The sequence below is a fragment of the Streptomyces sp. NPDC096324 genome (assembly GCF_044763015.1).
Lineage (GTDB): Bacteria > Actinomycetota > Actinomycetes > Streptomycetales > Streptomycetaceae > Streptomyces.
This window is the reverse complement of the sequence record NZ_JBIWFK010000008.1, coordinates 100,854-118,388: the sequence shown is the minus strand read 5'-3', so window position 1 is coordinate 118,388 and position 17,535 is coordinate 100,854. Positions and strand designations below refer to the sequence as shown.

General features: G+C 72.0%; 14 protein-coding genes. 9 read left to right on the top strand and 5 right to left on the bottom strand.

Features of this window, described 5'->3' with window-relative positions:
* Nucleotides 1–79: 79 nt before the first annotated feature.
* From ACIQ7M_RS23005 to ACIQ7M_RS22995, 3 genes are all read right to left on the bottom strand, one after another.
* Complete coding sequence (locus tag ACIQ7M_RS23005; RefSeq protein WP_403647245.1) at nt 80–1,081, bottom strand: ABC transporter permease; 1,002 nt, start codon at nt 1,079–1,081, stop codon at nt 80–82.
* On the bottom strand, nt 1,074–2,108 hold the full coding sequence (locus tag ACIQ7M_RS23000; protein ID WP_403647242.1) for an ABC transporter permease: 1,035 nt from the start codon (nt 2,106–2,108) through the stop codon (nt 1,074–1,076). Before ACIQ7M_RS23000 ends, ACIQ7M_RS23005 begins: the two co-directional genes overlap by 8 nt.
* 142 nt (nt 2,109–2,250) lie before the next feature.
* On the bottom strand, nt 2,251–3,768 hold the full coding sequence (locus ACIQ7M_RS22995) for a sugar ABC transporter ATP-binding protein (RefSeq protein WP_403647239.1): 1,518 nt from the start codon (nt 3,766–3,768) through the stop codon (nt 2,251–2,253).
* 270 nt (nt 3,769–4,038) lie between these two features.
* Here ACIQ7M_RS22995 and rhaI point away from each other — a divergent pair, with 270 nt between their 5' ends.
* The 7 genes from rhaI to ACIQ7M_RS22960 all read left to right on the top strand — a co-directional run bounded on the left by rhaI (nt 4,039) and on the right by ACIQ7M_RS22960 (nt 13,176).
* Nucleotides 4,039–5,199: an L-rhamnose isomerase gene (rhaI, locus tag ACIQ7M_RS22990; protein ID WP_403647236.1), complete on the top strand. Its 1,161-nt coding sequence runs from the start codon at nt 4,039–4,041 to the stop codon at nt 5,197–5,199.
* Nucleotides 5,200–5,655: 456 nt separating this feature from the next.
* Nucleotides 5,656–7,695 carry a bifunctional aldolase/short-chain dehydrogenase gene (locus tag ACIQ7M_RS22985; protein WP_403647233.1) on the top strand — a complete coding sequence of 680 codons (2,040 nt, stop codon included), beginning with the start codon at nt 5,656–5,658 and terminating at the stop codon, nt 7,693–7,695.
* Entirely contained in the window at nt 7,692–9,137 is a 1,446-nt protein-coding gene (locus ACIQ7M_RS22980) for a rhamnulokinase family protein (RefSeq protein WP_403647230.1), read from the top strand. Before ACIQ7M_RS22985 ends, ACIQ7M_RS22980 begins: the two co-directional genes overlap by 4 nt.
* 123 nt (nt 9,138–9,260) lie before the next feature.
* A complete protein-coding gene (locus tag ACIQ7M_RS22975; RefSeq protein WP_403647227.1) occupies nt 9,261–10,016 on the top strand; it encodes a (Fe-S)-binding protein in 756 nt (251 codons plus the stop codon).
* Entirely contained in the window at nt 10,013–11,491 is a 1,479-nt protein-coding gene (locus ACIQ7M_RS22970; protein ID WP_403647224.1) for a LutB/LldF family L-lactate oxidation iron-sulfur protein, read from the top strand. The genes ACIQ7M_RS22975 and ACIQ7M_RS22970 overlap by 4 nt, the downstream gene beginning before the upstream one ends.
* The gene (locus tag ACIQ7M_RS22965; RefSeq protein WP_403647221.1) at nt 11,488–12,168 is read left to right on the top strand and encodes a lactate utilization protein C; all 681 of its coding nucleotides are present in this window, start codon (nt 11,488–11,490) and stop codon (nt 12,166–12,168) included. The genes ACIQ7M_RS22970 and ACIQ7M_RS22965 overlap by 4 nt, the downstream gene beginning before the upstream one ends.
* 198 nt (nt 12,169–12,366) lie before the next feature.
* On the top strand, nt 12,367–13,176 hold the full coding sequence (locus ACIQ7M_RS22960) for a hypothetical protein (RefSeq protein WP_403647218.1): 810 nt from the start codon (nt 12,367–12,369) through the stop codon (nt 13,174–13,176).
* A gap of 227 nt (nt 13,177–13,403) precedes the next feature.
* Here ACIQ7M_RS22960 and ACIQ7M_RS22955 read toward each other — a convergent pair whose 3' ends face one another.
* Complete coding sequence (locus ACIQ7M_RS22955; RefSeq protein WP_403647215.1) at nt 13,404–14,132, bottom strand: TetR/AcrR family transcriptional regulator; 729 nt, start codon at nt 14,130–14,132, stop codon at nt 13,404–13,406.
* Nucleotides 14,133–14,221: 89 nt separating this feature from the next.
* Between ACIQ7M_RS22955 and ACIQ7M_RS22950 the strand changes: the two genes are divergently transcribed.
* Both ACIQ7M_RS22950 and ACIQ7M_RS22945 read left to right on the top strand, forming a co-directional pair.
* Nucleotides 14,222–15,082 (top strand): SDR family oxidoreductase, encoded by an 861-nt coding sequence (locus ACIQ7M_RS22950; protein ID WP_403647212.1) that lies wholly within the window; start codon nt 14,222–14,224, stop codon nt 15,080–15,082.
* Nucleotides 15,083–15,224: 142 nt separating this feature from the next.
* The gene (locus ACIQ7M_RS22945; RefSeq protein ID WP_403647209.1) at nt 15,225–16,265 is read left to right on the top strand and encodes a TIGR01777 family oxidoreductase; all 1,041 of its coding nucleotides are present in this window, start codon (nt 15,225–15,227) and stop codon (nt 16,263–16,265) included.
* 238 nt (nt 16,266–16,503) lie between these two features.
* On the opposite strand, the gene ACIQ7M_RS22940 is transcribed toward ACIQ7M_RS22945, so the two are convergent.
* The gene (locus tag ACIQ7M_RS22940) at nt 16,504–17,469 is read right to left on the bottom strand and encodes a pirin family protein (protein ID WP_403647205.1); all 966 of its coding nucleotides are present in this window, start codon (nt 17,467–17,469) and stop codon (nt 16,504–16,506) included.
* Nucleotides 17,470–17,535: the final 66 nt, after the last annotated feature.

Here is a 17,535-nt window from a genome sequence, read left to right as displayed (position 1 = left end):
GGGGTGACGAATAGGGGGCCGGGCCAGGCCGGGACGACGGGTACGGGGCCGGGCCGGGCGGGGCGGGGCGGGGCGGGGTTTACGGAATCGGGGTCGGAGTCGGCGCGGCGGCTCTGCGGCCCGCCCTCGCCACGGAGATCTGGCGCCCGACCCGGGGGCCGAGCACGGAGACGACGAGCAGGACGCCGGTGACGACGATCTGCGACTGCGCGGAGACGTTGAGGAGGCTCATCACGTTCTGGAGCGAGCCGAGCAGGAAGACGCCCGCGATCGCGCCGCCGAGCGTGCCCTTGCCGCCGTCGAAGTCGATACCGCCGAGCAGGACGGCGGCCACGACGGACAGTTCGAGCCCGGTGGCGTTGTCGAAGCGGGCGCTGGCGTAGTGCAGGGCCCAGAACACCCCGGTCAGCGAGGCCATGAGGCCGGTCGCGACGAACAGGAGCAGCTTCTGCCGCTTGACCCGGACGCCGGCGAACCGGGCGGCCTCCTCGTTGGCGCCGATGGCGAACGCGGAGCGCCCGAAGGGGGTGGCGTGCAGCACGACCACCGCGACGGCGAGCAGCACCAGGAAGAGCGGGAGTGCCCGCGGGACGAAAGTGTCCCCGATGCGTCCGGCCGCGAAGTCCTGGTACTGGACGGGGAAGTCGGTGACGGCGTCGGAGCCGAGCACGATCTGCGCGATGCCGCGGTAGGCGGCGAGCGTGCCGATGGTGACGGCGAGCGAGGGCAGTCCGAGCCGGGTCACCAGCAGGCCGTTGACGAGCCCGCACACCACGCCGAGCACCAGGCAGAGCGGGATGATCGTCTCGATCGCCATGCCCTGGTTCCACAGGGCGCCCATCACCGATCCGGAGAGCCCGGCCGTGGAGGCGACGGACAGGTCGATCTCGCCGGCCACCACGAGCAGGGTCATGGGCAGGGCGATCAGCGCGATCGGCAGGGTGTTGCCGATCAGGAACGACAGGTTGAGCGCGTTGCCGAAGCCGTCCACGAAGGAGAAGGAGAAGAGCAGCAGGACGATGAGGAGGGCGCCGACGACCGTGTCCCAGCGGACGGCGCGCGCGAGAGCGGAGTCAGCCATGGCGGGCGTTCCTCTTCTTCAGTGCGGAGGCCACGCGCAGCGCGACGATCCGGTCGACCGCGATGGCGAGGATGAGCAGGACGCCGTTGATGGCGAGCACCCAGACGGAGCTGACACCGAGGGCGGGCAGGACGCTGTTGACCGAGGTGAGCAGCAGGGCGCCGAGCGCGGCTCCGTAGACGCTGCCGGAGCCGCCGGTGAAGACGACGCCGCCGACCACGACCGCGCTGACGACGGTGAGTTCGTAGCCGTTCCCGGTGCTGGAGTCGACGTTGCCGAACCGGGCGAGGTAGAGGGCGCCCGCGAGTCCGGCGAGGCCACCGCAGACGACGTACGCGGTGAGGATGCGTTTGCGGACGGGGATGCCGGCCAGCCGTGCGGCCTCCGGGTTGGAGCCGAGCGCGTAGAGCTCGCGGCCGCTGCCGAAGTGCTTCAGGTAGTACGCGGTCACCACGAGGACGGCCAGGGCGATCAGCGCGAGGTACGGGACCGCCGAGAGGCCGCCGGAGCCGAAGTCGACGAAGCCGCCGGGGAGATCGGCCGCGGTGATCTGCCGGGAGCCGACCCAGATGGAGTCGATTCCGCGGATGATGTAGAGGGTGCCGAGGGTGACGACGAGGGCGGGTACCTGGCCGAGGCTGACGAGGGCGCCGTTGACCAGTCCGCAGCCGACGCCGAGCAGCACCGCGAGGAGGACCGCGACGACGGGGTTGCCGCCGCTTTGGAGGTAGGTGCCGGCCGCGAAGGCGCTGATGCCGAGGGTCGAGCCGACCGACAGGTCGACGTTGCGGGTGATGACGACGAGCGACTGGCCGGTGGCGACCAGCACGAGGATCGTCGCGTTCAGCAGCAGGTCCTTGATGCCCTGCTCGGACAGGAACTCGCTGTTGCCGAGCTGGGTGACGGCGATCATCACCAGGAAGACGGCCAGGATGGCGAGTTCACGCATCTTGAAGACGCGGTCCACCAGGCGGGTGCCGCTGGACCTGGGCACCTCGGTGGCGGGGGTCGGCGCGGTGACCGTCATGCGGCGGCCCTCCGGGGGATGATCGGGGTCATTCGGGCAGCCCTCTCGGTGGCTGTCGTGCGGGCGGCCCTCTCGACGGCTGTCATGCGGTGGCCCTCCCCGCGATCGATCCGGTCCACTCGGGCAGTCCTCTCCATGGCTGTCACGCGGCGGCCCTCCCGGTGGCGGCGGCCATCACGGATTCCTCGGTGGCTTCGGAGCGGGGGATCTCGGCGGTGAGCCGGCCCTCGTGCATCACGAGCACGCGGTCGGCCATGCCGAGGATCTCGGGCAGATCGGAGGAGATCATCAGGACGGCCACCCCGTCGGCGGCCAACTCGCCGAGCAGCCGGTGCACTTCGGCCTTGGTGCCGACGTCGATGCCACGGGTGGGCTCGTCGACGATCAGCACCCTGGGGCCGGTGGCCAGCCACTTGGCGAGGACGACCTTCTGCTGGTTGCCACCGGAGAGCGTGGCGACGGTGTCGGCGATCCGGGCGTACTTGACCTGGAGCCTGACCGCCCAGTCGAGGGACCGGCTGCGCTCGGCCCCGCGGTTCATGAGGCCCGCCCTGACCGTCGTACGCAGCCCGGTCAGGCCGATGTTGCGCTCGATGGACATGTCCATCACCAGGCCCTGGGCGCGCCGGTCCTCGGGGACGAGGGCGAGTCCGGCCGCCATGGCGACGGAGGGGGCGCCGTTGGTCAGCGCGCGGCCGTCGACCTCCACCTCTCCGGCGTCCCAGCGGTCCACGCCGAACACCGACCGCGCGACCTCCGTGCGGCCGGCGCCGACGAGCCCGGCGAGTCCGACGATCTCGCCGCGCCGCACGTCGAAGGAGACATCGGTGAAGACGCCCTCCCGGGTCAGCCGCCGTACGCTGAGGGCGACTTCGCCCGCCTCGACGTCCTGCTTGGGGTAGAGCTCGTCGAGATCGCGGCCGACCATCCGGCGTACGAGGTCGTCCTCCGTCATGCCCTCCAGCGGCTCGCTGGAGATCAGGGCCCCGTCGCGCAGGGTCGTGACGCGTCCGCAGATCCGAAAGATCTCCTCCAGCCGGTGCGAGATGAACAGCACCGCGGAGCCCTGCTCGCGCAGCGCCCGGACGACGCCGAACAGCCGGGCCACCTCGCTGCCGGTGAGGGCGGCGGTCGGCTCGTCCATGATCAGGACGCGGGCGTCGAAGGAGAGCGCCTTGGCGATCTCGACGATCTGCTGGTCGGCGATGGACAGTCCGCGCGCCGGCCGTTCGGGGTCGAGTTCGACGCCCAGGCGCTTCATGAGGGCGGCGGTCGCCGCGTGGGTGGCCTTGTGGTCGATGCGGCCGAGCGCCCGCCGGGGCTGACGGCCCATGAAGATGTTCTCGGCGATGGAGAGGTCCGGAAAGAGCGTGGGCTCCTGGTAGATCACCGCGATGCCCGCGTCGCGGGCGTCGGCGGGGCCGTGGAAGACGGTGGGTTCGCCGTCCAGCAGCACCTGGCCGGCGTCCGGTCGGTGCACGCCGGCGAGCGTCTTGATGAGGGTCGACTTGCCCGCGCCGTTCTCTCCGGCGAGCGCGTGCACCTCGCCGGCGAACAGTTCCAGGGACACGTCCCGCAGGGCGCGCACGGCACCGAAGGACTTCGAGAGGTCCTTCAGCGCCAGCACCGGGGCCGGCCCCGTGTCGGACGGGTGGGTCATGAGGGGCTCCTCGACGACGCCGACGGGACGGCCCACAGCGTCGTGAAAGGTTTCAATTGGATTGCCGGGACGTTAGGCATGCCACCCAGGTCGCGTCAATGGGTTCGAGTCGAAATTCTTCGACAGTCCGGTGTCACAAGAGGGTCACGGCGATCGGTCCGCGCCGGAGGGGTTGACAGCCCTTCGGAGGGCTCATAACTTCGCTTCTGAATCGTTTCAGAGCAGCTCTTTCCATGAAGCTGTCGCATCCGAAGTCGTAGGAGCCCCGAAGTGACCGAGTTCGCCGCGGTGAAGGCCGCGCTCAAGACCCAGGCCGTCGAGACGCCGTCGTGGGCGTACGGGAACTCGGGAACCAGATTCAAGGTGTTCGCGCAACCGGGCGTGCCCCGGACGCCGTGGGAGAAGGTGGACGACGCGGCGACGGTCCACGAGTTCACCGGCGCGGCCCCGACCGTCGCGCTGCACATCCCCTGGGACAGGACCGACGACTACGCCGCGCTGGCGAAGCACGCCGAGGAGCGCGGTCTGAGGCTGGGCGCGATCAACTCCAACACCTTCCAGGACGACGACTACCGGCTCGGCTCCGTCTGCCACCCGGACGCCGCCGTGCGCCGCAAGGCCGTCGGCCACCTGCTCGAATGCGTCGACATCATGGACGCGACGGGTTCGCGGGACCTGAAGCTCTGGTTCGCCGACGGGACGAACTACCCCGGCCAGGACGACCTCCGCGCGCGCCAGGACCGGCTGGCGGAGGCCCTGGCCCAGGTCTACGCGCGGCTCGGCGACGACCAGCGGATGCTCCTGGAGTACAAGTTCTTCGAGCCGGCCTTCTACGCGACGGACGTCCCCGACTGGGGCACGGCGTACGCGCACTGCCTCAAGCTCGGACCCAAGGCGCAGGTCGTGGTCGACACCGGGCACCACGCCCCCGGCACCAACATCGAGTTCATCGTCGCCACGCTGCTGCGCGAGAACAAGCTCGGCGCGTTCGACTTCAACTCCCGCTTCTACGCCGACGACGACCTGATGGTCGGCGCGGCGGATCCCTTCCAGCTCTTCCGGATCATGTACGAGGTGATCCGCGGCGGGGGCTTCACCCCGGACGTCGCCTTCATGCTCGACCAGTGCCACAACATCGAGGCGAAGATCCCGGCGATCATCCGGTCCGTGATGAACGTGCAGGAGGCCACCGCCAAGGCGCTCCTCGTCGACGGGGCCGCGCTCGCCGAGGCGCAGCGGAGCGGGGATGTGCTGGCCGCCAACGCGGTGCTCATGGACGCCTACAACACGGACGTACGGCCGCTGCTCGCGGAGGTTCGCGCCGAGCTGGGGCTCGACCCGGATCCGGTGGCCGCGTACCGGCGGTCCGGGTACGCGGAGCGGATCGCGGCGGAGCGGGTCGGGGGGACCCAGGCCGGGTGGGGGGCTTAGCCCCTTGCGTGGGGTCGCTTCCCTGGGGCCGCTTCCCGAGGGCGGGTTCCTCGGCGGGGCCGGCTCGGTCGCCCCGTCGGCTCGGTCAGCCCCGCCGTGTCGCGTCTGCCCCACTCCGTGGTCCGCGGGGCGCGGGAATCGTCGTGGCCGGTCGCGCAGTTCCCCGCGCCCCTGGAGGGGCGCTGTCCGTCCCCTCCTCTTCCACGCGAACCCGTGTCGCGTCTGCCCCACTCCGTGATCCGCGGGGCGCGCGAATCGTCGTGGCCGGTCGCGCAGTTCCCCGCGCCCCTGGAGGGCGCTGTCCGTCCCCTCCTCTTCCACGCGGGCCGGCTCCGTGATCCGCCGGTCGCGCGGTTCCCCGCGCCCCTGGCGGGGGCTCCTTCTCGCCTCTCTTCCCTGCGGGCCCGCGCCCCTGACGGGGTACTCCCTCTCCCCCTCTTTCAAAGGACCTGGAACATGGCACCCCATCCCGAAGCCGATGCTCTGCTGGCCCGGTCGCGCCGGCTCGGTGGCGATCCCCGCAACACCAACTACGCGGGCGGCAACACCTCCGCGAAGGGCACCGACACCGACCCGGTGACCGGCGGTGACGTGGAACTGATGTGGGTGAAGGGGTCCGGCGGAGACCTCGGCACCCTCACCGAGGACGGACTCGCGGTGCTGCGGCTCGACCGGCTGCGCGCGATGACCTCGGTGTACCCGGGCGTCGAGCGCGAGGACGAGATGGTCGCCGCGTTCGACTACTGCCTGCACGGCAAGGGCGGCGCCGCTCCCTCCATCGACACGGCGATGCACGGGCTCGTCGACGCCCCGCACGTCGACCATCTGCACCCCGACTCGGGGATCGCGCTGGCCTGCGCGGCCGACGGGGAGAAGCTGACCGCCGAGTGCTTCGGCGACCGCGTGGTGTGGGTTCCCTGGCGGCGGCCCGGATTCCAGCTCGGGCTGGACATCGCGGCGGTCAAGGAGGCCAACCCGGCAGCCGTCGGCTGCGTCCTGGGCGGCCACGGCATCACCGCGTGGGGCGCCACCGCCGAGGAGTGCGAGCGCAACTCGCTGTACGTCATCCGCACCGCCGAAGCCTTCCTCGCCGAACGGGGGAAGGCGGAGCCGTTCGGACCGGTCGTCGAGGGGTACGAGGCGCTCGCCCCCTCGGAACGCCGTGAGCGGGCCGCCGCGCTCGCCCCGCACCTCCGCGCCGTCGCCTCCCAGGACCGCCCACAGGTCGGCCACTTCACCGACTCCGAGGAGGTCCTCGACTTCCTCGCCCGCGCCGAACACGGACGCCTCGCGGCTCTCGGCACCTCGTGCCCGGACCACTTCCTGCGCACCAAGGTCAGGCCGCTCGTGCTCGACCTTCCGCCGGCCGCCTCCCTCGACGAGGCGGTCGCGCGACTCACGGAGCTGCACGCCGAGTACCGAGTGGAGTACGCCGCCTACTACGAGCGGCACGCGCTGCCCGACTCCCCCGCGATGCGCGGCGCGGACCCGGCGATCGTGCTGGTCCCCGGGGTCGGCATGTTCTCCTTCGGCAAGGACAAGCAGACGGCACGGGTGGCGGGCGAGTTCTACGTCAACGCGATCAACGTGATGCGCGGGGCCGAGGCCGTCTCGACGTACGCGCCGATCGAGGAGTCGGAGAAGTTCCGCATCGAGTACTGGGCCCTGGAGGAGGCGAAGCTCCGGCGGATGCCGAAGCCCAGGCCGCTCGCCACCCGGGTCGCCCTGGTGACGGGCGCGGGCAGCGGGATCGGCCGGGCGATCGCGGAGCGGCTGGTGGCCGAGGGCGCGTGCGTGGTGGTCGCCGACCTCGACACCGGGAGCGCCGAGCGGGTCGCCGCCGAACTCGGGGGCCCCGACAAGGCCGTGGCCGTCGCCGTGGACGTCACCTCCGAGGAGCAGATCGCCGAGGCCTTCAAGAGCGCGGTGCTGGCCTTCGGCGGTGTCGACCTGGTGGTCAACAACGCGGGCATCTCCATCTCCAAGCCGCTCCTGGAGACCACCGCGAAGGACTGGGACCTCCAGCACGACATCATGGCGCGCGGCTCCTTCCTCGTCTCGCGCGAGGCGGCCCGGGTCATGATCGCGCAGAACCTGGGCGGCGACGTCGTCTACATCGCGTCCAAGAACGCGGTCTTCGCGGGCCCGAACAACATCGCCTACTCCGCGACCAAGGCCGACCAGGCCCATCAAGTACGGCTCTTGGCAGCCGAGTTGGGTGCGCATGGCATCCGGGTCAACGGTGTGAATCCGGACGGTGTCGTGCGCGGGTCCGGCATCTTCGCCGGCGGCTGGGGCGCGCAGCGGGCGGCCACGTACGGCGTCGAGGAGGAGAAGCTCGGCGAGTTCTACGCCCAGCGGACCATCCTCAAGCGGGAGGTGCTCCCGGAGCATGTCGCGGCCGCCGTGTTCGCCCTGACGGGCGGGGACCTGACGCACACCACGGGGCTCCACGTCCCGGTCGACGCCGGCGTCGCCGCCGCCTTCCTGCGATGACGGGCTCCAAGAAGTTCGCCGCGGTCGACCTCGGCGCGTCCAGCGGGCGTGTCATGGTCGGCCGTGTCGGCCCGGGCACACTCGACCTGACCGAGGCGCACCGCTTCCCGAACCGGCCGGCCCGTGTCCCCGAGGGGCTGCGCTGGGACGTCCTCGGGCTGTACGCGGGTGTCCTCGACGGGCTGCGCGCGGCCGGGCGGGTCGACTCGGTCGGCATCGACGGCTGGGCGGTGGACTACGGTCTGCTGGACGCCGACGGAGCACTGCTCGGCAATCCGGTGCACTACCGCGATGCCCGCACCGAGGGTGTCGCGGAGAAGGTGTGGGCGAGCGTGCCCGCCGCCGAACTGTACGCGGCGACCGGGCTGCAGTACGCGCCCTTCAACACCCTGTACCAGCTCACGGCGGCCCGCTCCTCCGCCCAACTCAAGGCGGCCCGGCATCTGTTGCTCGTCCCGGACCTGCTCGCGTACTGGCTCACGGGCGAGATGGGCACCGAGCTCACCAACGCCTCCACCACGCAGTTGATCGATCCGAGGACCCGCGACTGGTCGTACGGCCTCGCGGAGCGGCTCGGGATCGATCTGGGGCTGTTCCCGCCGCTGCGCCGTCCCGGCGACCCGGCCGGAACGCTGCTGCCGCGCGTGCTGGAGGAGACCGGGACGAGGGGCCCGGTGCCGGTGACGACGGTCGGTTCGCACGACACGGCCTCGGCGGTGGCCGCCGTCCCCGCGACCGGGGAGCGGTTCGCCTACATCTGCACCGGCACCTGGTCCCTGGCGGGTCTTGAGCTGGAGGCGCCCGTCCTCACCGAGGCGAGCCGGGCCGCCAACTTCACCAACGAACTGGGGCTGGACGGCACGGTCCGCCATCTGCGCAACATCATGGGCCTGTGGCTGCTCCAGGAGTGCGTACGGGAGTGGGGCGGCCCCGATCTGGGTGAACTCCTCGCGGCCGCCGCCGAGGTGGCGCCGCTGCGGTCCGTCGTGGACGCGGGCGACACGGCGTTCCTCGCGCCGGGCCGGATGCCGTCGCGGATCGCGGACGCCTGCCGGGCCTCGGGCCAGCCGGTTCCGGAGTCCCGCGCCGAGATCACCCGTTGCATCCTCGACTCGCTCGCGCTCGCGCACCGCCGGGCGATCGAGGAGGCGCGGTCCCTGACCGGACATCCGGTCGACGTCGTGCACATCGTCGGCGGCGGCGCCCGCAACGAGCTGCTGTGCCGGCTCACGGCCGACGCCTGCGGGCTGCCGGTCGTGGCGGGCCCGGCGGAGGCGGCCGCGCTCGGCAACGTCCTCGTCCAGGCGCGGGCGCACGGGCTGGTCGGCGACCGTGCCGAGATGCGCGATCTGGTGGCGCGCACCCAGTCGCTCCGGCGCTACGAACCGCGGGGCGACACGGCGGCGTGGCGGGCGGCCGAGGCACGGCTCGGTACGCCGTGAAGTGCCGCACGCCGTGGGGCGTTCGGTGGAACGCGCCGCCCGGACGGCGGACGCGCGCCGCCTTCCCCGCGCACACCCGCGACGTACCCTGCAACCGTCCATGACCGACCCCGAGGAGCCGCGATGCGTGTCGCCCTGTTCCTGACCTGTGTCAACGACACGCTGTATCCGGACACGGGCCGCGCCGTGGTGAACCTGCTGACCAGACTGGGGGTCGACGTCGACTTCCCGATGGGGCAGACCTGTTGCGGCCAGGCCCACTACAACACCGGCTACCGCCACGAGGCCGAGCCGCTCGCCCGGCGTTTCGCGGAGGTGTTCGAGGAGTACGACGCCGTCGTGACGCCGTCCGGATCGTGCGGGGCGATGGTGCGGGAGCTGTATCCGCGGATGGGTGAGCGGGCCCGCGCGGAAGGCCGCGGGGACACCCTGGCCAGGGCGCTGGCGCCGGTCGTGCCGAAAACGTACGAACTCACCGAGTTCCTGGTCGACGTCCTCGGGGTGACGGACGTCGGCGCGTACTACCCGCACACCGTGACGTATCACCCCACCTGCCACGGGCTGCGCGGTCTGGGACTCGGCGACCGGCCGCTCCGGCTGCTCCGGGCCGTCAAAGGACTGGAACTGCGAGAGCTGCCCGGCGCCGAGGAGTGCTGCGGCTTCGGCGGCACCTTCGCCCTCAAGAACTCCGACGTCTCCGCGGCGATGGGCGCCGACAAGGTGCGCAACGCCGAGTCGACGGGCGCCGAGGTGCTGTGCGCCGCGGACAACTCGTGTCTGATGCACATCGGCGGCACGATGGGCCGCCTCAGCACGGGGATGCGGCCGGTGCACATCGCGGAGATCCTGGCGAGCACGGCCGAGGAGTCGACGGCATGAGCGGAACGTTCGTCGGTATGCCGGCCTTCCCGGAGGCCGCGCGCGAGGCGGTCGGCAACGCCACCCTGCGCGGCAATCTGCGCCATGCCACCCACACCATCCGCGCCAAGCGGGCCAAGGCCGTAGCCGAGGTCTCCGACTGGGCCGAGCTGCGCGAGGCGGGCAAGCGGATCAAGGACCACACACTCCGTCATCTCGACCGCTATCTGGTGCAGTTGGAGGAGTCGGTGACCGCGGCCGGTGGCGTCGTGCACTGGGCCGCCGACGCCGAGGAGGCCAACCGGATCGTCACCGAGCTGGTCAGGGCGACCGGCGAGCGCGAGGTCGTCAAGGTCAAGTCGATGGCCACGCAGGAGATCGGGCTCAACGAGGCGCTGGAGGCCGCGGGCATCCGCGCGTACGAGACCGATCTCGCCGAACTCATCGTGCAGTTGGGCAAGGACCGGCCCTCGCACATCCTCGTCCCGGCCATCCACCGCAACCGCGGCGAGATCCGTGACATCTTCGCCCGCGAGATGAGCGCCTGGGGCCGGCCCGCGCCCGAGGCGCTCACCGACACGCCCGCGGAACTGGCCGAGGCGGCACGCCTGCATCTGCGCGAGAAGTTCCTGCGCGCCAAGGTCGGCATCTCCGGCGCGAACTTCATGGTCGCCGAGACCGGCACGCTCGTGGTCGTCGAGTCCGAGGGCAACGGCCGGATGTGTCTGACGCTTCCCGAGACCCTGATCTCGGTCGTCGGCATCGAGAAGATCGTCCCGAGCTGGCGGGACCTCGAGGTGTTCCTCCAGACCCTGCCGCGCTCCTCGACGGCCGAGCGCATGAACCCGTACACCTCGATGTGGACGGGCACCACGGACGGGGACGGCCCCCGGACGTTCCATCTGGTCCTGCTGGACAACGGCCGCACCGACACGCTCGCCGACGAGGTCGGACGCCAGGCGCTGCGCTGCATCCGCTGCTCGGCGTGTCTCAACGTCTGCCCGGTGTACGAGCGGGCGGGCGGCCACGCCTACGGCTCGGTCTACCCAGGCCCGATCGGCGCGATCCTCAGCCCTCAACTCCGGGGCACCGCCAGCGAGATCGACGCCTCCCTGCCGTACGCCTCCTCGTTGTGCGGCGCCTGTTACGAGGTCTGCCCGGTCGCGATCGACATCCCCGAAGTCCTCGTCCATCTGCGGGAGAGGATCGTTCAGGGCGGGCCGGCGACCCGGGACGGCAACAAGGTCGTGCTGAAGCCGGCCGGGGGACACGCCGCCGAGCGGGCGGCGATGCGCGCGGCGCGCTGGGCGTTCAGCCGTCCCGGCGCCCTGCGCGCCGGACAGCGACTGGCGTCCGGGACACGGCGCTTCCATCCGCGGACCCTGCCGGGCCCCGGCAGGGCGTGGAGCGCGACCCGTGAACTGCCCACCGTTCCGGCGGAGTCGTTCCGCGCGTGGTGGCAACGCACGCGGGGCGGAAAGGACATGACGAAGTGAGCAGCAGGGATCTGATCCTCGGCCGGGTGCGGCGGGCCCTCGCGGACGTGCCCCGGGAAGACACTCCCCCCGTGCCCGAAGTGCCTGGGGCAGACGCCCGGTACGAGCGGGCGGTCGGCCGGAGCTATCTGCGGGAACACGGCGCGCGGAGTGCCGCGGAGACGGTGGACCTGCTCGCGGAGAACCTGGCGGACTACCGGGCGATCGTGCACCGCGCCACCGAGGACGAACTGCCCTACGTCGTCGGGCGGTTGCTCGCCGCACGCGGATCCCGGCACGTGCTCGTGCCGCCCGGGCTCCCGCCCGCGTGGCTGTCGGCGGCGGATCCCGCCCGGGTCCACGACCGTGCCGGGAGCACTCCCCGTGAACTCGACGAGGTGGAGAGCGTGGTGACCGGCTGCGCCCTCGCCATCGCGGAGACCGGCACGATCGTCCTCGACGGCGGACCGGACCAGGGCCGCCGCCGGATCACCCTGATCCCGGACCACCACGTCTGTGTCGTCCGGGTCCCCGGCCAGGTGGTGGCCTCGGTCCCCCAGGCCATGGAACGCCTCGACCCGGCACGCCCGTCGACCTGGATCTCCGGCCCGTCCGCCACCAGCGACATCGAACTGGACCGGGTGGAGGGCGTGCACGGGCCGCGCACCCTGGAGGTCGTGCTGGTGCGGGAGGGGTGACGGACGGGCCGCGGCACGGCGAACTCCCGCGACCCCCTTTCGTATCACCGGGATCACGGGGCTGACCAGGCATTCCGCCGCGCCGTTCAGGTTGTGTTCAGGCTCGTCGGGACTCCCGGCAAGTCCTCCCCCAGAAGCGTCCAAGCCATGGCAAAGCCCTCTGTGGCGCGGGGGTCCGGGCGTGTCATGGTGCCGCGCATGAGCACCGAGCACCTCACCCGCCATGCCCCAGCCGTCCCGCCCGCCGCCGTCCTGGCGAGCAAGGTCCCGGAAGTCACGCTGTACTTCTGGGTGATCAAGGTGCTGACCACCGGAATGGGTGAGACCGCCTCCGACCTCCTGGCCCAGCGGCTCGGGCCCGTGCCCGCCGTGGGGCTCGGCGGGCTGGCTCTCGCGGCCTCGCTGGCGCTCCAGTTCGCCGTTCGGCGCTACGTGGCCTGGATCTACTGGACCGCGATCGTCATGGTCAGCGTGTTCGGCACGATGGCCGCGGACGTCCTCCACGTCGGTCTCGGCGTTCCGTACACGATCTCCACGCCGCTCTTCCTGGCCGCGCTGGGCGCCGTGTTCGCCGTCTGGTACGCGAGTGAGCGCACGCTCTCGATCCACAGCATCCGCACCCGGCGCCGCGAGGCCTTTTACTGGGCGACCGTGCTCGCCACGTTCGCGCTCGGCACGGCGGCCGGGGACCTCTCGGCCACGGCCGGCCTCGGCTACCTGGGCTCGGCCGTCCTGTACGCCGTCGCCATCGCGGTGCCGGCCGTCGCCCACCGCTGGGGTTCCCTGAACGCGGTCGCCGCCTTCTGGACCGCGTACGTCATCACGCGCCCGCTCGGGGCGTCGGTCGCCGACTGGATGGCGCTCGGCCACGCGCGCGGCGGTCTCGGGCTCGGCCTCGGCCCGGTCACCGCGTCCTGGACCGTCGCCATCGTCGGCTTCGTCGCCTACCTCGCCCTGTCCCGGCGCGACGTCCAGGACGACTCCGTGGGCGCGGTCCCCACCGTCTGATCCGACGGACACAGGACCGCGCGCCGCACTCCTCGGTCCGCCACGAGCCGAGGGAGGCGCCGGGCCCCGTTCCTCCCCGTCGCACGAGCCCGGTCGCGCGGCACCCGAACGGTGTCGCGCGACCGGGCTCCGCCGCAACCGTGGCGTCGCCGTTCACTCGTGGACGCCGTTTTTCATCGAACGATCTCTCCGGAGGTCTCACGTGCGCGAGGGCGCGTGCCGCACGATCAGGAACGCGGATTGCCACCGTCCGATGCCAGGCGCGTGAGCCACTCGCGCAGAAGGTGCTGCTCGGCGTCGCTCAGCACATCGGCGGCGTCGGGGAGAGCCGCGCGCAGCGCGCGGGCCGCCGCGGCAGGGCCGGACTCTGTGGCCGGGACCGTCGGTTCGACGCGGGTGACGGCGGCGACCATGGCCTCGCGGAGGACGGCCAGCAGCTCTGGAGCACGGCGTTCCGCGGGAGTGGAGTGCCAGGTGGTGACCGCGCCTTGCCCGGTGGCCTGGATGATCTGGGCGGCCAGTTCCTCGTCGACCCGCAGCCACCCCCCGGCCGCCAGTCGGCGCACCCGGCCGTAGAGGATCTCCAGGCCCGCGCGGTGTGCCATGTCCACGCCCCGACCGGTGGCCCCGTTCATCACCGCGAACAGCTCGGGGCGCGAGACCCCGAACTCCACGACCAGGTCCCAGCCGCTGCGCAGCTCCTCCACCGGGTTCTCGGGGGCCAGGTCGAGCTGCGCGCGCTTGCTCTCCAGGAACTGCCCGTAGCCGTACTCGGCGACCGCCTCCAGCAACCCCTCCTTGTCGCCGAACAGGCGGTAGATCGCCGGCGGCTGCACCCCGGCCGCGGCGGCGACCGCGCGGGTGCTCATCGCGTCGGGGCCACCCTTCTCCAGCAGCTCGACGGCCGCCTCGACGATGCGGAGACGAGGACTGTCGGTGGAGTCGCGTCTGACCATGTATCGATGATATCGACAATGCGATTCCACCGGAAGTATCAGTGTTACCGTTGAAGCGATTCCACTGGAACCATCACTGGGAGAACTCCATGATCATCGTGACCGGAGCCACCGGAAAGCTCGGCCGCCGCACCGTCGAGCGCCTCCTGGAACGTGTCCCCGCCGACCGCGTCGGCGTCAGCGTCCGTGACCCCCGCAAGGCCCGGGAGCTCGCCGACCGCGGCGTCCGTGTCCGGCAGGGCAGCTTCGACGACCCCGCCTCGCTCGCGCACGCCTTCGAGGGGGCCGAGCAACTGCTCCTCGTCTCCCTCGACCGCACGGGCGAGGAGTGCGTCACCGGCCACCGCGCCGCCATCGACGCCGCCGTGAAGGCCGGCGCCGCCCGCATCCTCTACACCAGCCAGATGGGCGCCGCCCACGACTCCCGCTTCCAGGCGTGCCGCGACCACGCCCGGACCGAGGACATGCTGCGCGCCACGGGTCTGCCCTGGACGGCGTTGCGCAACGGCTTCTACGCCTCCAGCGCCTTGCAGTTCCTGGAGCCCGCCCGTCACGCCGGCGACATCGCCCTCCCCGCCGACGGCCCCGTGACCTGGACCGGCCACGACGACCTCGCCGAGGCCACGGCCGCGATCCTCCTCGGTGACGCCCGCTTCGAGGGGGCCACTCCGCCGCTCACCGCCTCGGCGGCGCTCGACTTCGGGGACGTCGCGGAGATCGCGACCCGAGCCACCGGACGGCCCTTCACCCGCACCGTCGTCCCCGACGGCACCTTCCGCGAACAGGTCCTCGCGCACGGCGCCCCGGCCCCGATCGCGGACCTGATGCTGAGTATTTTCGCGGCGGCGCGGAACGGCGAGTTCACCGCTGTCGACCCGACGCTGGCCGAGCTGATCGGGCGCCAGCCCGCCACCTTCCGCACCCAGTTGGAGCGCGCCTGGGCCGAGTAGATCCACTGGGGCCCGCTCCACGCCCGGCCGGCCATCCACGCCGGACGGCCGGCCGCCTCGCTCCGACACGCACCGGATCCCCAAGTTGAACACGTTCAAAATCAGGGAGTACGCTGCTGCCGAGCGAAGCCGAGGGGGTTCGATGAAGGTAGTGCTGCCCGGGGGAACCGGACAGGTGGGCACCATTCTGGACCGCGCGCTGACGGCGGCCGGCCACGAGGTCACGGTGGTGACCCGGCATCCCGTGCGAGCGCACGACATCGGATGGGACGGGGCCACGCTCGACCGCTGGGCCTCGGCGATCGACGGCTGCGATGCCGTGATCAACCTGGCCGGACGCAGCGTCTCCTGCCGCTACACCGCCGAGAACCTGCGAGCCATGATGACCTCCCGGGTGGATTCGGCGCGGGTGGTCGGCGAGGCGATCGCCGCCGCCGCGCGACCCCCGCGCGTCTGGCTCCAGATGAGTACGGCGACGGTCTACGCGCACAGCCTCGACGCGGCACACGACGAGGCGACCGGGGTGATCGGCGGCTCGGAGGCCGGGGTGCCGGACTACTGGGCGTACAGCGTCGAGATCGCCAGGAACTGGGAGCGGGCGCAGGCCGAGGCGCGGACTCCGGCGACCCGCAAGGTGGCGCTGCGCTCGGCGATGGTCATGAGCCCGGATCGGGGCGGTGTGTTCGACGTACTGTCGCGGCTGGCGCGCCTCGGGCTGGGCGGTCCGGTCGCCGGCGGCGCGCAGTACGTCTCCTGGATCCATGACACGGACTTCGTGCGAGCAGTGGAGTTCCTGATCGCCCGGGACGACCTCGATGGACCGGTGAACCTCGCCTCGCCCGAACCGCTTCCGCACCGGGACTTCATGCGGGCGCTGCGTGCGGCCTGGGGCGTCCCCGTGGGGCTGCCGGCGGCGCGCTGGATGGCCGAGTTGGGGGCGTTCGCGCTGCGCTCGGACACGGAGCTGCTGTTCAAGAGCCGTCGGGTGGTGCCGGGGCGGCTGCGCGCGGCCGGGTTCGCTTTCACGTATCCCGAGTGGGAGGGGGCGGCTGCGTCCCTCGTACAGCGGGCCAGGCTGGTTCGCGGGGCCTCGGGTCGGGCCCGTGAATCGAGCCGCACGGTCCAGCCGCCCCTGCGAAGGGGATCGCAGCCCGGTCTCGACAGGAAAGGCAGACCGTCGTAGCTGCGGCTCTCAACGCTGGACCGCGCCACGAGGGATCGTCGCGAGACGCGGTGAGTTGCTCAAGCCGCGCGCAGTGTGAGCGGCGGCTCGGCTGCGAGTCCCCAGCCGAGCCGCCGCGGTGAAGTCCCGGCGAACGAGGCCGCGATCGGGGGCACCAGCCCGCTCGCCGCCGCCGCGATCGCCACACCGGTGCTCCGGTGCTCCGGTGCTCCGGTGCTCCGGTGCTCCGGTGCTCCGGTCAGCGCACCCTTCCGCGCGGCTTCAGCGGAAGCGGGGGCAGTTCCGGCGCGGAGAGCGGTGCGCCGTCGTACCCCCTCACCTCGCCGAAGCGCGCGCCCTTGGCCCAGTCCTCGCGGGCCTGCTCGATCTCCTCCTGGGTGCGGCCGATGAAGTTCCACCACATGATCAGCTCCTCGTCGAACGGCTCACCGCCCAGCAGCATGAGGCCCGCGTCCGACGTGGCGCGCAGCGGGAGTTCGGTGCGGCCGCAGCCGAGGTAGAGCATGGAGCCGGGGAGCACCGGCACGCCGTCGACCTGGGCCTCGCCGGACATGGCGAGGACGGCGTACTCGAAGTCGGGCTCCAGCGGCAGGCGTACGTCCGCACCGGCCGTCAGGGCCAGGTCGGCGCCGACGATCGGCGTGTACGTCGTGCCGGGCGAGGCCGTGCCGTCCAGCGTGCCCAGCAGGAGCGTGGCCCGCAGGCCGGGGGCGGTGACGACGGGCAGTTCGGCGTGGTGTTCGAAGTGCGGGTCCGTGCGCCGGTGACTGTCCGGCAGCGCGACCCAGAGCTGCGCGCCGTGCAGCAGGCGGGCGTGCGTGCGGGGGCTCTCCTCGGAGTGACTGATGGCGCGGCCCGAGGTCATCAGGCCGAGTTCGCGCGGGCGGATCGTCTGGAGGCTGCCCGTCGAGTCGCGGTGCAGCACCTCGCCCTCGTGCAGCCAGCTCACGGTCTGCAGACCCATGTGCGGATGCGGCGGAACCTGCATGCCGGGTTCGCCGGCGATGTCGTCGGGCCCGTAGTGATCGACGAAGCACCACGCGCCGACCATGCGCCGGCCCAGGTTGGGCAGCAGACGGCGGACCTCGGTCGACTCGCCGAGCTTGACCCGGCGGGGGCTGAGGAGTTCGCGCACCGGCTCGGCCACCACGAACCCGCGGCCGCCGCAGGGGGCGGGAACCGCCTCCCGATCAAGATTGCTCATGGCGCACAACCTAGTCCCGCCGGGGGCCTCTCGTCAGTCCATCTATCCGCCCATTGAGGGGCACAT